Raw genomic sequence first — 13,344 nt, 5'->3', positions numbered from 1 at the left:
TTAATGCCCGGCATGAGGGTCAGCGGTATGGCGCATACGATCCAACGCGCCGCTGATATTGGCTTCTGAGTCAATCAGGAACAGCCCGTTCAGCACCACCGACTCTCCTTCCGCCAGGCCGCTGGCCACGCCCGTCTGCTGCTGTGACGCATGCAGCACCTGAATTTTCTTCGGTATAAATTCACCGTTGCTGGCCACGGTAATCACCCGCTGTTCATCGCCGGTATCGATCACCGCCTGCGATGGAATCAGCAGCATTTCGTCGCTTTGCGTGTTCAGCTTCAGGTAGGCATTCATCCCCGGCTTCAGCAGTTCATCCGGGTTGTTAACCTGCATACGCACCTGCACGGTACGGGTGGTTGGGTCGACGCTGGGCAAAATGGACCATTTTTGGATCGGGAAGGTTTTATCGGGATAGGCCGGGATCGCCACCCTGAACTGCGTCGAATCCTTCAGCAGCCAGGCCTTGGATTCCGGTACAGCGGCGCTGATCCACACCGGATCCATACCCTGTATCTGCGCCACGACGTTATCTTTGGCGATGTTCATTCCGCTTTTCAGACTAAAGGCGGTGAGCACACCGTCAATCGGCGCGTTGAGAGTAAAGCGCGTTTGTACCCGGCGGGTCGTGCGCATCCGCTGGATGTCCGACTCCGGCATCCCCGCCAGACGCAGCCGTTCCAGCACGCCCTCCAGCTGCGTTGCCGTACCGCCGGAGCTGGCCAGCAGCAGATATTCGCTCTGCGCCTCCACCCACGATGGAATCGTCACTTCCACCAGCGGCGCGCCTTTGCGTACCTTGTCACCGACCGTAAGCGGATACACCTTCTCGATAAAGCCTTCAGCGCGCGCTTGCACAATAACGAACTGGTATTCGTTATAGCTGACGTTCGCCGGCAGCGTCTGGCTGTAGGTCAGCCGCCCTTTCGTCACCGGCGCGGTACGCATGCCCAGATTGTGCACCTGAGTGGGATCGATACGTACGCCATTCGTGGAGGTCTCGCCCCCTTCATCGGCGTACTTGGCCACCAGGTCCATATCCATAAACGGCGATTTGCCCGGTTTATCAAAGCGCACATCGGGCTTCATCGGATCGTACCAGTAGAGCACTTTACGCTCGGCTGGCTCGGCCTTAACCTGCGCGTCAGTGGCCGTCAGGCGGCTTATCGCCGCCGTTGCCAGCCCGCCAATCAGCAGGCTACAGACGATCGCCGCGCTATATTTTAATTGAGCTTTTGTCATGGCCATCAGCGCGTTTTAATATCCTGAAGAAGGGAGATATTCCCCTGCTGGACGAAGCTGAAATCCACGCGGCTGCCCTCTTTGAGCTGCTCAATCGCTGGCGTCGGTTCGCTGTAGGTAAAACGCATGGTCATCGCGGGCCAGTTAACTTCCGCGATTGCTTCATGTTCAATGGTGATTTTCTTCGCCTCCGTATCAATCAACTTCACGACGCCGGTGCCTTTAATCACCGCCGGTTGCGCGCTCATATCCATCATTTGCCCATGCCCGTCATGCTGCATTTCCGCCGCCTGAACCTGCATCGCCATAACCATAAAAATACCGCCGAGTAGAGTAGTGAATTGACGCATTATTGAAGACTCCTGAATAAGGGTTAAGCTTTCCAACCGCCGCCAAGGGCGGTGAATAAATTGATTTCGTTGACCTGTTGGGAATAAATCAAATCGAGAATGGCCTGCTGCGTGGCGAATATTGAACGCTCGGCGTCGAGCACTTCGATATAGCTCACCGTACCGCTGGCATATAACGCGCGCGCGCGTTGTAAGGTAATTTGCAGCGACGCTAAATAACGCTGCTGGGCCACGAATTGCCCCTGAAGGCTGTCGCGCAGCGAGAGCGCATCCGCCACCTCTTTAAAGGCCACCTGAATCTTCTGCTCGTAGGTCACCACTGCCTGACGCTGCTTCACGCTTGCCAGCGCCAGATTGGCTTCATTGCGCCCGGCGTTGAAAATTGGCAGGTCGATCTTTGGTATAAAGCTCCACATGCCGCTCGCCGCGTTAAACAGGCTGGAGAGCGCCGAGCTGCTGGTCGAGACGCCGCTGGTCAGGGTGATAGAGGGGAAGAACGCCGCGCGGGCGACGCCGATATTGGCGTCGGCGGCACGCAGCTGGTGCTCGGCCGCCATAATATCCGGACGCTGGAGCAGAATGGTCGACGGTAGATTGGCCGGCAGCGGTAGCGGTTTCAGCGCGTCACTCTGCGCGCTGTCGCTCAGCGGCGTGCTGTAGGTACCCAGCAGCTGCTGCAATAAATGGTTAGCCTGCGCCAGTTCACCTTCGCGTTTAGCGATATCGGCGTGGGTACTTTCAATCACGCCGCGCGCCTGTTCCAGAGCCAGCACGTTGGTGCTGCCGGTCACCAGCTGTTGCTCGACGAAGCCGTAAGACTGCTGATAATTACGCAGCGTCTCTTTGGCAATGGCTAACTGCGCGGCCAGACGGCGCTGATTAAAATAGGCCTGCGAAACGTTGGTCACCACCACAATCTGCGCGGCGCGCTGGGCCGCCTGGCTGGCGAATACGTTCTGCCTGTCGGCTTCGCTCATGTTTTTCAGCTTGCCGAAAAAGTCCAGCTCGTAGCTCAGGTTCAGCCCTACGTCATAGCTTTTATCCGTAGCGTCGCGGCCCTGCAGGTCGCCTTTATAGCTCGCGCTAGAGGCGCTATCCAACTGAGGGTAGCGCCCGGCATCGGTCACGTTGTACTGCGCGCGCGCGGCTTCAACGTTGAGCATCGCCATACGCAGATCGCGGTTGTTACGGAGCGCAACGTCGATTAATCGCTTTGCCTGCGGGTCGACAAAAAAGGTTTGCCAGCCGGTCTCTTGCCAGCTGTCGCCGGTCGCCACCAGCGTGCCCGCAGACAGCGAAAATTGTTGGGGAACGATATTTTCGGGCTGCTGGTAATCCGGCGCCAGCGAGGTACATCCGGCCAGCATAAACGCCATCAGCAGCGTTAAAGGTTTTGCTTTCAACATGTCACGTCCTGTTTGGCCGAATCAGAAGGGCTGGCCTGGCGACTACCTTACGGGAGTGACTCTGTTGGTAACCTGACAGGATAATGACAAAGTTGTCATTTAAGGCTGAGGATAACGTGATCCGCACGGCGAAAATCCGCGCGGAAAAGATGAATCGGGTTTTACGAACGTTAAAAAAGAGAATATCGGCAGGGAGAAATTAACCGCGATCACATTTAATCAATAATATGCCAGAACGCTCACAAATTAATGGCCGGGTTAAGGCTAAGCGCTATTTGCCAAAAAACAGCAATATCAGCATTTTCACTGGGTTATATTTTAGCGGTAATATTTACGTTTATTTTCCCTGTGAGATAGCCCGCATAACGACGCGATATTGACCGGTTAGCCATAATAGAACGTTGTTTCATACAAATAGCACTCCTATCATCGTTTCGTTTTCCTTTTCACCAATCCTTACCTCTGTTCAGGGATGAAAATAATACCTATCGCAAAACCGGAGTCTCTCTATGAAATTCAGAACAAAAGCGCTTGGTTTAGCCTTGTTATGTGTCCTTTCACAAAATGCCTTCAGCGAACAGCTCGACGTCTGGATACGTGCCAGCAATGATTCAAAAGTGATTTATCAAAAACTCGCCGACCAGTTCCAGAAAGAGACCGGAATTTCCATCAAGTACTTCAACGCCGTGACCGACTTTGACCAGCGTCTGGCGCGCGCGGCAACCGGCAACGCGCTGCCGGACGTGGTCTTCAACGACGCGATTATCGTGGGTCAGATGGTGCAACTGGGGATTGTCGATGAAATTAAACCGAGCGAGCTGAAAGGCGGCGGCGATATTTACGACGCGGCCTGGAAATCGGCTCAGCAGCCGGACGGTAAATACTACGGCGTCCCCACTTCAGCGCACACCTACGCGCTGTTTATTCGCCAGGACTGGCTCAACAAGCTTAACCTGAAAGCGCCCAGCAACTGGGATGAGCTGAAAAAAGTGGCTCAGGCTTTTACTCACGACGACCCGGACGGCAACGGTAAAAACGATACCTACGGTTTCACCATGCCGCTGGCCACCACCCGCGGCTATGCCAGCTCGTTCTCTTCCTCGTATCTCTGGCAGGCGGGGGCGAACTATTTAGTCGCCACCCAACCGGGGAAATTTAAAGCCGCGCTCGACAGCAAAGAGATGGTCACCGCCATGGAATTTATGCGCGGCATGGTGTGCGAGGGGCTGGCGCAGCCTGGCGCGATCAACCACACCACCGCCGATGCCAACACCGCGTTCCGTTCCGGGCAAACCGGCATGTATTCCTCCGGGCCGTACCATATTGCGCTGTTTGATAAAGATCCGGGTAAAGAAACCTACACCGTGGTACCGCCACCGGCAGGCCCTGGCGGCGCGATCTCCATGGCGGAAGGGACCACCGCGTTCCTGATGAAAACCAGCCAGCGCAAAGCGGCGGCGAAGAAATTCCTTGAGTTTCTGATCTCGCCGGAAGGCCAGAAGATCGGTATGGCAACCGACAGCACCTCAATGCCGATCGTCCGCCTGCCGGTAAACAAAACGCTGAATATCAAAGATTATCATGACGATCCGCGTTGGGAAGTGTTCGCCGACACTTACGCGAAGAACGGTCGTTACATGCCGCAGATCCCCAACTGGATCCCGGTACGGCAGATTACCGCCGACGGCTTTAACAAGATTTACGCCAGCTGCGATGGCGATATTCCTGCCATGCTCACAGAGATCAACGACAAGGTTAACGCGGAGCTGAAGCGGCAAAACGCGTGGGCTGAGTAACCCCGACAAGGCGTATTTCGATCGTGGTTCTTCCGTCATCCCCCACTCCTCATTAGAATGGCCCCATCACACAGCGGCGACGGAGGGCGCGTGAAAATTCTGGTGGTGGAAGACGAGGTCAAAACCGGGGAGTACCTGTGTAAGGGGCTGACGGAAGCGGGCTTTGTGGTGGATCGCGCCGACAACGGCCTTAACGGTTATCACCTGGCGATGACCGGCGATTACGATCTGCTGGTGCTGGATATCATGCTGCCGGACGTCAACGGCTGGGATATCGTGCGCATGCTGCGTTCCGCCGGCAAAGGTATGCCGATCCTGCTGCTGACCGCGCTGGGCACCATTGAGCACCGGGTGAAAGGGCTGGAGCTGGGCGCCGACGATTATCTGGTGAAACCGTTCGCTTTCGCCGAGCTGCTGGCGCGCGTGCGTACCCTGCTGCGTCGGGGCGCGGCAACGATCGTCGAGAGCCAGTTTCAGATGGCCGATCTCACGCTCGATCTGGTTTCGCGTAAAGTCACCCGCGGCAACACGCGCATCACCTTGACCAGTAAAGAATTTACCCTGCTGGAATTTTTCCTGCGCCACCCGGGAGAAGTGCTGCCGCGCTCGCTGATTGCATCGCAGGTGTGGGATATGAATTTCGACAGCGATACCAACGTGATCGACGTCGCCGTCAAACGCCTGCGCGCCAGAATTGATAACGACTTTACGCCCAGGCTGATTCATACCGTGCGCGGCGTCGGCTACGTGCTTGAGGTTCGCGATGAAGGCTAGCCTGCGTCGCCCGTTCTCGCTGGCGACCCGCCTGACCTTTTTTATCAGCCTGGCGACGATCGTCGCTTTTGCCGCCTTTACCGGCATTATGCTGCACTCGGTGGAAAAACATTTCGCCGAGCAGGACGTGAGCGACCTGAAACAGGTCAACGCCACGCTCAACGCGCTGCTGACCGCGCCGGAAACCCCAGAGGCGGAAAAAATGGCCAATATCGGCAGCGTGCTGGCGGGCTACCGTAATACCGCCGTGCTGGTGACCACTCGCGATAACCCGCAGCTTTACCGCTCCCCCGGAGGGCCAGATCTGTCGCCGATCCTCTCCAGTTCACATTTCTCCGATGAGCTTAAGAGCGAACAGATGTTTCGCTGGACCGGCAGCGGCATGCGTCAGATGGCAGAGCACGGCGGCGACGCCAGCCATGCCACCACTTATCGGGTGATTGCGTCTACGGTCCGCGCGCACGACCAGACCTACACGCTGCTGACCGCGCTGTCGATCGACTTCCACCTTCACTATCTCGATGAACTGAAGCGCAATCTGATGATGATCGCGACCGTCATCAGCCTGCTGATTATCGTGATCGTGCTGATCGCCGTCCGTAAGGGCCACCAGCCGCTGCGCGACGTGAGTATGGCGATCAAAAACATCACCTCGGAAAATCTCGACGTGCGCCTGGATCCCAACCGCGTACCGATCGAGCTGGAACAGCTGGTTATCTCGTTTAACCAGATGATCGGCCGGATCGAGGACGTGTTCCGCCGCCAGGCCAATTTCTCCGCCGATATCGCCCACGAGATGCGCACACCGATCACCAACCTGGTCACCCAGACCGAGATCGCGTTAAGCCAGCCCCGTACGGTGAAAGAGCTGGAAGATGTGCTCTACTCCAGCCTGGAAGAGTACAACCGGATGGCGAAAATGGTCAGCGATATGCTGTTTCTGGCGCAGGCGGATGAAAACCTGCTGATCCCCGAGCGCGTGCCGCTGGATCTGCAAAGCGAAACGCTCAAAGTGTTCGAGTTCTTTGAAGCATGGGCCGAAGAACGCGAAGTGAAGCTCTGTTTCGTGGGGCAGTCGTCGCTAATATCAGGCGACCCGCTGATGATTCGCCGGGCGATCAACAACCTGTTATCCAACGCGATCCGCTATACCCCGCGAGGGATGTCGGTCACCGTCCAGGTTGGCGAGATTGACGAACGCGTGGAGTATCGCGTTGAGAATCCGGGCACACCGATCGCGGCGGAGCACCTGCCACGCCTGTTCGATCGTTTCTATCGGGTCGATCCGTCACGGCAGCGTAAGGGCGAAAACAGCGGGATCGGGCTGGCGATCGTGAAGTCGATCGTGCGGGCACATGGTGGGAAAATTAGCGTGACATCTGACTACGTTGCCACGCGCTTTATCATTGAGCTACCGCGGCTTTAGTCGCGGAGCCAGTGCAGCTTCTTGCCGAAGCCCAGGGTGTTGTCGGTAAACTTCAGCTCGTCGAGACGAATCTCCCACACCGGAGCGGGAAGCATGCGGGCTACCGGGAAACGACGGACATACAGCGCGCGCTTTTCATCGGCCTCTTCACCTTCCAGCAGGCGGATCTCGCCTTTGAACTGTACGCCGCGAATCAGCGCTACCGTTTTGGGCTGGCCGTTTACCGTCCCCGCCACCGGAGCCTGCTTGCCGGCCATCTGCCCGTGGCGCGTGGACTCTTCGCTCAACAGGTAGAACGCCACGCGCTGCGGGTCATACACGTAGAATGCGTTGGCGCACCACAGCTCGCCTTCACTCGCCACGCACCAACCAACAACATGTTGCTTCGCCAGCCAGCGGCTAATGGTTGCCAGGGTTTCCATCTGTTCTCTCCGTTATGCTATGGTGCGTGCACCTACACAGACAGGTTGGCACACGTGCGTTGGTTTCTTTATCTCGTCCGTACTGAGGACGACAAATTGTACACCGGTATCACCACCGATGTTGAACGGCGATTTCACCAGCATCAGAGCGGTAAAGGGGCGAAAGCGCTACGCGGCAAAGGCGCGCTACAGCTAGCATTTTCCGGTGAAGTGGGAGAGCACTCGCTGGCGCTACGCCTGGAGTACCGCATTAAGCAGCTAACGAAGCGCCAGAAAGAGCGCCTCGTCGCAGGTGACGGTTCATTTGAAACGTTACGGGACAGCCTTAAACACGATTAAAGTGGTCGGAATACTCCACCAGACCGTGTACGCCGTTTAACGCATCGTCAGCCAGACGATGGACCATAAACGCCTCTTCGGTGCCCGGCCAGCGACAGCGCAGATCGTATTGTGCCGCGCGCTCAAAGCCGAAACGACCATACAGCGCCGGTTCGCCCAGCGTGACAACCGCCGCATAGCCAAACTCGTTCAGCGAATCCAGACCTTCGTAGACCATCTGACGGGCTAACCCCTGACCGCGGTACGCTTCGTCAACCGCCAGCGGCGCCAGGCCTACCCACTGTAGCTCTTCACCTTCGATGCTCACCGGGCTAAATGCCACATAGCCCACCACGTGGCCTTCATCGTCAGTGGCCACCAAGCCGAGCGTAATCAGGCCGTCTTCACGCAGTTCGCGCACCAGATTGGCTTCGCTATCACGGTTGAAGGTCCGACGCAGCAGCGCGTCAATGCCCGGGGCATCAATTCCAATTTCTACTCGAATCAGCATGGCTCACCTACCGATGTATGTTTGGTTTCTGATGGTGATTTTAGGCCAGCCTCAACGAAATCAGCCAGCTGCATCAGCATCACGCGCAGCGCTTTTGGCATCTGCTCAAGCTCGATGGCATCCATCAGATTTTTGACATAGAGACCCAGTTCCGTATCCCCTTCAATCACCAGTCGACGCTGGAAGAAGAGCGTATCCGGGTCCTGTTTACGCGCAGCGATCATCAGCAGGTCGCTGGCATCCGCGCTGAAGCTCACGTCAGCCTCGGCCGCATCGCTCACAATAAGCCGTTCATTCTCAACGGAAGTGAACCATTTCAGGCCTATGTCGCGCACCTCAATGCTCAACCAGCGGCCTTCCAGAAAATCCAGTTCGCCGTCATTCAGCGCCTGACGGAACTGCCAGCTTAATACCTGCTGCAACACCTGGCGTTTAAGGGCGAACGGCGTCAATTTTACCGGAACGCTCATTAAACTCGGAGCAACATGAACCAGACGTGAACGCAGTTTATCCAACACAAGCTTTACTCCCTGAATGCAATAGTTCCGTTATTTTGCCATATCAGATAAACGACATAGCGGCGTAAATCAACAATTATGTCGTGAGGCCGAGGGATTATTGGCGCAATCAATGCGCTTTTGTCTGCCTCAAATCAAAAATGATTAGCGTTAGGTTAACTAAAATTCCCATTCATTAACAATAATGCGCCCTGCTGGGCCGCTAACTCAGGAAGAATTATGGAGTTGCTCTGCCCTGCCGGAAACCTCCCGGCGCTTAAGGCGGCTATCGAAAACGGTGCCGATGCGGTGTATATCGGGCTGAAGGACGATACCAATGCCCGCCACTTCGCTGGCCTGAACTTTACCGAAAAGAAACTGCAGGAAGCCGTGAGCTTCGTGCATCAGCATGGCCGTAAGCTGCATATCGCGATTAACACCTTCGCTCACCCGGACGGCTACGTACGCTGGCAGCGTGCCGTGGACATGGCCGCGCAGCTGGGCGCCGACGCGCTGATTCTCGCCGACCTCGCGATGCTTGAGTATGCCGCAGAACGTTATCCGCATATTGAGCGCCATGTCTCCGTTCAGGCATCCGCAACCAACGAAGAGGCGATTAATTTTTACCATCGCAACTTTGACGTCGCCCGCGTGGTCCTGCCGCGCGTACTTTCTATTCATCAGGTGAAGCAATTAGCCCGCGTCACGCCGGTGCCGCTGGAAGTGTTCGCCTTTGGTAGCCTGTGCATTATGGCTGAAGGCCGCTGCTATCTCTCTTCTTACCTGACCGGCGAGTCGCCGAATACCGTGGGCGCCTGCTCACCGGCACGCTACGTGCGCTGGCAGCAAACGCCACAGGGGCTGGAATCTCGCCTTAACGAAGTGCTGATCGACCGCTACCAGGACGGTGAAAATGCGGGCTACCCGACGCTGTGTAAAGGCCGCTATATGGTCGACGGCGAGCGCTATCACGCGCTGGAAGAACCCACCAGCCTCAATACGCTGGAGCTGTTGCCGGAACTGCTGGCGGCGAACATCGCCTCCGTAAAAATCGAAGGCCGTCAGCGTAGCCCGGCGTACGTCAGCCAGGTGGCGAAAGTCTGGCGTCAGGCTATCGACCGCTGCATGGCTGACCCGCAAAACTTCGTCCCGCAGGCCGCGTGGATGGACACTCTCGGTTCGATGTCCGAAGGCACCCAAACCACCCTCGGCGCGTATCACCGTAAATGGCAGTAGGAATTCCCATGAAATATTCATTAGGGCCAGTGCTTTACTACTGGTCAAAAGAGACGCTGGAAGATTTCTACCAGCAGGCCGCCACCAGCAGCGCCGACACCATTTATCTGGGCGAAGCGGTGTGCAGCAAACGTCGCGCGACCAAAGTCGGCGATTGGCTGGATATGGCGAAAACGCTGGCCGCTAGCGGCAAGCAGGTGGTGCTCTCCACCCTCGCGCTGGTGCAGGCGTCATCCGAGCTGGGTGAGCTCAAGCGTTACGTTGAGAACGGTGATTTTCTGGTGGAAGCCAGCGATCTTGGGGTCGTGAACCTGTGCGCCGAGCGCAAGCTGCCGTTCGTGGCAGGCCATGCGCTGAACTGCTATAACGCCGTGACGCTGCGCCTGCTGCAAAAACAGGGAATGATGCGCTGGTGTATGCCGGTGGAGCTGTCCCGCGACTGGCTGGTCAATCTGCTTAACCAGTGTGAAGAGCTGGGTATCCGCGATAAGTTTGAAGTTGAGGTGCTGAGCTACGGCCATCTGCCGCTGGCTTACTCTGCCCGCTGCTTTACCGCACGCTCGGAAGACAAGCCAAAAGACGAATGCGAAACCTGCTGCATCAAGTACCCGAACGGGCGCAGCATGCTGTCGCAGGAGAATCAGCAGGTGTTCGTGCTCAACGGTATTCAGACCATGAGCGGCTACGTTTACAACCTTGGCAACGAGCTAACGTCCATGCACGGACTGGTGGATATGGTACGTCTGTCGCCGATGGGTAACGAGACGTTTGCCATGCTCGATGCCTTCCGCGCCAACGAGAACGGCGGCGCGCCGCTGCCGTTAACCGCCAACAGCGACTGTAACGGCTACTGGAAGCGTTTGGCCGGGCTGGAGCTACAGGCCTGATAAAACCGCTCACTTTGTTAACAACAGTAGTCAGATTTTAATGCATTATTAAAGATGCAGCTTTTCTGTCCGGGCCGCCCGGTTGGAACAAGACCTTCAATCTGATGACTATGCTGTAGCAAAGTGAGCCTTTATGACTGACAAAACCGTTGCTTTCTCGGCGCTCGATCTGGCGCCGATCCCCCAGGGTTCCTCCGCGCGAGAAGCCTTCTCCCATTCGCTCGACCTCGCCCGGCTGGCTGAAAAGCGCGGCTATCATCGCTATTGGCTGGCCGAACACCACAATATGGTGGGCATCGCCAGCGCGGCGACCTCGGTGCTGATTGGCTATCTGGCCGCCAACACCACCACTTTGCGTCTCGGTTCCGGCGGCGTGATGCTGCCCAACCACTCGCCGCTGGTGATTGCCGAGCAGTTCGGCACGCTCAACACGCTGTATCCCGGGCGTATCGATCTCGGCCTTGGCCGCGCGCCGGGCAGCGATCAGCCGACCATGCGAGCGCTGCGCCGTCATATGAGTGGCGATATCGATAACTTCCCGCGCGACGTGGCGGAACTGGTGGACTGGTTCGACGCGGTCGACCCTAATCCACAGGTGCGCCCGGTGCCGGGCTACGGCGAAAAGATTCCGGTGTGGCTGCTCGGTTCCAGCCTTTACGGCGCGCAGCTTGCCGCCCAGCTTGGCCTGCCTTTTGCCTTCGCCTCACACTTCGCCCCGGACATGCTGTTCCAGGCGCTGCATCTCTACCGCACGAACTTCAAACCGTCCGCCCGGCTGGAGAAACCGTACGCCATGGTGTGTATCAACATTATTGCCGCCGACAGTAATCGCGATGCGGAATTCCTCTTCACCTCCATGCAGCAGGCATTCACCAGGCTGCGCCGTGGAGAAACCGGGCAGCTGCCGCCGCCGATTCAACAGATGGAGCATTTTTGGTCGCCGTCGGAGAAATACGGCGTCGACCAGGCGTTACGGATGTCACTGGTGGGCGATAAGGCGAAGGTGCGCCACGGGCTGGAGTCCATCCTGCGCGAAACACAGGCGGATGAGATTATGGTCAACGGGCAGATTTTCGATCATCAGGCGCGGCTGCATTCGTTTGACCTGGCGATGGATGTGAAGCAGGAATTGTTGGGCTAGTGCGTTTTTTGCCGGATGGCGGCTATGCCTTATCCGGCCTACATCAGAATGTAGGCCCGGTAAGCGTAGCGCCACCGGGCAAATGCCTTACTGATAAACCGGCAACAGATTAAAGCTCGACAGCACATGCACCAGCGCGTTACCCACACCAAACACCAGAATCAGCGCAATCATCGGCTTCCCACCCCAAACGCGGAATTTCGGGCTACCGAAGCGTTTACGGGATTTACGTGCCAGCAACGCCGGAACAATCGCCGCCCAGATCGTTGCCGCCAGGCCTGCATAGCCGATGGCGTACAGGAAACCGTTCGGCCACAGCAGGCCACCGATAATCGGCGGCAGGAAGGTCAGTAGCGCGGTTTTGAAACGCCCAAACGCGGAATCGTCGAAGCCGAACAGGTCTGCCAGGTAGTCGAACAGACCCAGCGTTACGCCAAGGAAGGAGCTGGCCACCGCAAAGTTAGAAAACACCACCAGCAACAGATCCAGACCACGGCTGTTCAGTACGCCGCTTAACGCCTGCACCAGCACATCAATGTTACCGCCCTTCTGGGCAATGCCGATAAACTCTGGACGCGGGATGTTACCCATCGTCCCCAGCAACCAAACGGTGTAGAGCACCAACGCCAGCAGCGTACCGTACACCAGACACTTCACGATGGTGCGCGGATCTTTACCGTAATACTTCATCAGGCTCGGTACGTTACCGTGATAACCGAAGGAAGCCAGGCAGAACGGCAGCGTCATCAGCAGGTAAGGCGTATAGCTGGCGTGGCTTTCGGCAACGTTAAACAGCGTGGCGGGCGTCACGTGGCCTATCAGACTACCGAAGGTCAGGAAGAAGGTAATCACCTTCGCGCCCAGTACGATGGCCGTCATGCGGCTCACCGCTTTAGTACTCAACCAGACAACAAACGCCACCAGCAGCGCGAAGCCAAAGCCTGCTGCTCGTGCCGGCACGTTCAGCGACATCTCGGCAAAGGTGTGGTGCAGAATCGAGCCGCTCGCCGAAATATAGGCATAGGTCAGGATGTAGAGCACAAAGGCAATAGAGATGCCGTTTACCACGTTCCAGCCTTTGCCCAGCAGGTCTTTGGTGATGGTGTCAAAACTGGAGCCAATACGATAGTTCAGGTTCGCTTCAAGGATCATCAGCCCGGAGTGCAGCATGCAGAACCAGGTGAACACCAGCGCCGCCATCGACCAGAAGAACCACGCACCGGACATGACCACCGGCAGGGAGAACATTCCCGCGCCAATGATGGTGCCGCCGATGATCACCACGCCGCCAAGCAGCGAGGGTGACGTTTGGGTGGTGGTTAGTGTCGCCATACAGCC

General features: G+C 57.1%; 14 protein-coding genes. 7 read left to right on the top strand and 7 right to left on the bottom strand.

The window, feature by feature from the left end:
• The 3 genes from ABTW00_RS02930 to ABTW00_RS02920 are packed head-to-tail and all read right to left on the bottom strand — an operon-like array spanning position 1 to position 2,998.
• Positions 1-1,242, bottom strand: coding sequence for an efflux RND transporter periplasmic adaptor subunit (locus ABTW00_RS02930; RefSeq protein ID WP_433638731.1), 1,242 nt, complete (start codon positions 1,240-1,242; stop codon positions 1-3).
• Between the two features lie 5 nt (positions 1,243-1,247).
• Complete coding sequence (locus ABTW00_RS02925; protein WP_420811677.1) at positions 1,248-1,595, bottom strand: copper-binding protein; 348 nt, start codon at positions 1,593-1,595, stop codon at positions 1,248-1,250.
• 20 nt (positions 1,596-1,615) lie between these two features.
• A complete protein-coding gene (locus ABTW00_RS02920; RefSeq protein WP_433638728.1) occupies positions 1,616-2,998 on the bottom strand; it encodes a Cu(I)/Ag(I) efflux RND transporter outer membrane protein in 1,383 nt (460 codons plus the stop codon).
• Positions 2,999-3,507: 509 nt separating this feature from the next.
• Between ABTW00_RS02920 and ABTW00_RS02915 the strand changes: the two genes are divergently transcribed.
• From ABTW00_RS02915 to ABTW00_RS02905, 3 genes are all read left to right on the top strand, one after another.
• Positions 3,508-4,794, top strand: coding sequence for an ABC transporter substrate-binding protein (locus tag ABTW00_RS02915; protein ID WP_433638725.1), 1,287 nt, complete (start codon positions 3,508-3,510; stop codon positions 4,792-4,794).
• A 90-nt stretch (positions 4,795-4,884) separates the two neighbouring features.
• Positions 4,885-5,568 carry a copper/silver response regulator transcription factor gene (locus tag ABTW00_RS02910; RefSeq protein ID WP_065356138.1) on the top strand — a complete coding sequence of 228 codons (684 nt, stop codon included), beginning with the start codon at positions 4,885-4,887 and terminating at the stop codon, positions 5,566-5,568.
• A complete protein-coding gene (locus tag ABTW00_RS02905) occupies positions 5,558-6,994 on the top strand; it encodes a Cu(+)/Ag(+) sensor histidine kinase (protein WP_433638722.1) in 1,437 nt (478 codons plus the stop codon). Before ABTW00_RS02910 ends, ABTW00_RS02905 begins: the two co-directional genes overlap by 11 nt.
• Here ABTW00_RS02905 and ABTW00_RS02900 read toward each other — a convergent pair.
• Positions 6,991-7,416, bottom strand: a complete 426-nt coding sequence (locus ABTW00_RS02900) for a YhbP family protein (protein WP_433638720.1) — start codon at positions 7,414-7,416, stop codon at positions 6,991-6,993. The two genes, ABTW00_RS02905 and ABTW00_RS02900, sit on opposite strands and share 4 nt — an antisense overlap.
• A gap of 54 nt (positions 7,417-7,470) precedes the next feature.
• Between ABTW00_RS02900 and ABTW00_RS02895 the strand changes: the two genes are divergently transcribed.
• The gene (locus ABTW00_RS02895; protein WP_064542008.1) at positions 7,471-7,755 is read left to right on the top strand and encodes a GIY-YIG nuclease family protein; all 285 of its coding nucleotides are present in this window, start codon (positions 7,471-7,473) and stop codon (positions 7,753-7,755) included.
• Here ABTW00_RS02895 and ABTW00_RS02890 read toward each other — a convergent pair.
• Together ABTW00_RS02890 and ubiT are read right to left on the bottom strand one after the other, a co-directional pair.
• A complete protein-coding gene (locus ABTW00_RS02890; RefSeq protein WP_065356140.1) occupies positions 7,742-8,245 on the bottom strand; it encodes a GNAT family N-acetyltransferase in 504 nt (167 codons plus the stop codon). The two genes, ABTW00_RS02895 and ABTW00_RS02890, sit on opposite strands and share 14 nt — an antisense overlap.
• The gene (gene ubiT / locus ABTW00_RS02885) at positions 8,239-8,763 is read right to left on the bottom strand and encodes a ubiquinone anaerobic biosynthesis accessory factor UbiT (protein WP_065356141.1); all 525 of its coding nucleotides are present in this window, start codon (positions 8,761-8,763) and stop codon (positions 8,239-8,241) included. Before ubiT ends, ABTW00_RS02890 begins: the two co-directional genes overlap by 7 nt.
• Positions 8,764-8,982: 219 nt before the next feature.
• Here ubiT and ubiU point away from each other — a divergent pair, with 219 nt between their 5' ends.
• The 3 genes from ubiU to ABTW00_RS02870 all read left to right on the top strand — a co-directional run bounded on the left by ubiU (position 8,983) and on the right by ABTW00_RS02870 (position 12,006).
• Positions 8,983-9,978 carry a ubiquinone anaerobic biosynthesis protein UbiU gene (ubiU, locus tag ABTW00_RS02880; RefSeq protein WP_065356142.1) on the top strand — a complete coding sequence of 332 codons (996 nt, stop codon included), beginning with the start codon at positions 8,983-8,985 and terminating at the stop codon, positions 9,976-9,978.
• Between the two features lie 8 nt (positions 9,979-9,986).
• A complete protein-coding gene (locus ABTW00_RS02875) occupies positions 9,987-10,865 on the top strand; it encodes a U32 family peptidase (RefSeq protein ID WP_271447056.1) in 879 nt (292 codons plus the stop codon).
• A gap of 133 nt (positions 10,866-10,998) precedes the next feature.
• Positions 10,999-12,006, top strand: a complete 1,008-nt coding sequence (locus tag ABTW00_RS02870; protein ID WP_433638714.1) for a luciferase-like monooxygenase — start codon at positions 10,999-11,001, stop codon at positions 12,004-12,006.
• Positions 12,007-12,093: 87 nt separating this feature from the next.
• Here the strand turns inward: ABTW00_RS02870 and mtr are convergent, their stop codons facing one another.
• On the bottom strand, positions 12,094-13,338 hold the full coding sequence (mtr, locus tag ABTW00_RS02865) for a tryptophan permease (protein ID WP_433638711.1): 1,245 nt from the start codon (positions 13,336-13,338) through the stop codon (positions 12,094-12,096).
• Between the last annotated feature and the right edge of the window lie 6 nt (positions 13,339-13,344).

It is taken from the genome of Kluyvera georgiana (assembly GCF_050990895.1).
Lineage (GTDB): Bacteria > Pseudomonadota > Gammaproteobacteria > Enterobacterales > Enterobacteriaceae > Kluyvera > Kluyvera georgiana.
This window is presented reverse-complemented; position numbering and strand designations above follow the sequence as displayed.

Coding starts and splice junctions, on each gene's coding strand:
- ABTW00_RS02890 (WP_065356140.1), bottom strand. CDS start 8,245: ATGCTGATTCGAGTAGAAATTGGAATTGATGCCCCGGGCATTGACGCG.
- ABTW00_RS02930 (WP_433638731.1), bottom strand. CDS start 1,242: ATGACAAAAGCTCAATTAAAATATAGCGCGGCGATCGTCTGTAGCCTG.
- ABTW00_RS02870 (WP_433638714.1), top strand. CDS start 10,999: ATGACTGACAAAACCGTTGCTTTCTCGGCGCTCGATCTGGCGCCGATC.
- ABTW00_RS02875 (WP_271447056.1), top strand. CDS start 9,987: ATGAAATATTCATTAGGGCCAGTGCTTTACTACTGGTCAAAAGAGACG.
- ubiU (WP_065356142.1), top strand. CDS start 8,983: ATGGAGTTGCTCTGCCCTGCCGGAAACCTCCCGGCGCTTAAGGCGGCT.
- ABTW00_RS02905 (WP_433638722.1), top strand. CDS start 5,558: ATGAAGGCTAGCCTGCGTCGCCCGTTCTCGCTGGCGACCCGCCTGACC.
- ABTW00_RS02900 (WP_433638720.1), bottom strand. CDS start 7,416: ATGGAAACCCTGGCAACCATTAGCCGCTGGCTGGCGAAGCAACATGTT.
- mtr (WP_433638711.1), bottom strand. CDS start 13,338: ATGGCGACACTAACCACCACCCAAACGTCACCCTCGCTGCTTGGCGGC.
- ABTW00_RS02920 (WP_433638728.1), bottom strand. CDS start 2,998: ATGTTGAAAGCAAAACCTTTAACGCTGCTGATGGCGTTTATGCTGGCC.
- ABTW00_RS02915 (WP_433638725.1), top strand. CDS start 3,508: ATGAAATTCAGAACAAAAGCGCTTGGTTTAGCCTTGTTATGTGTCCTT.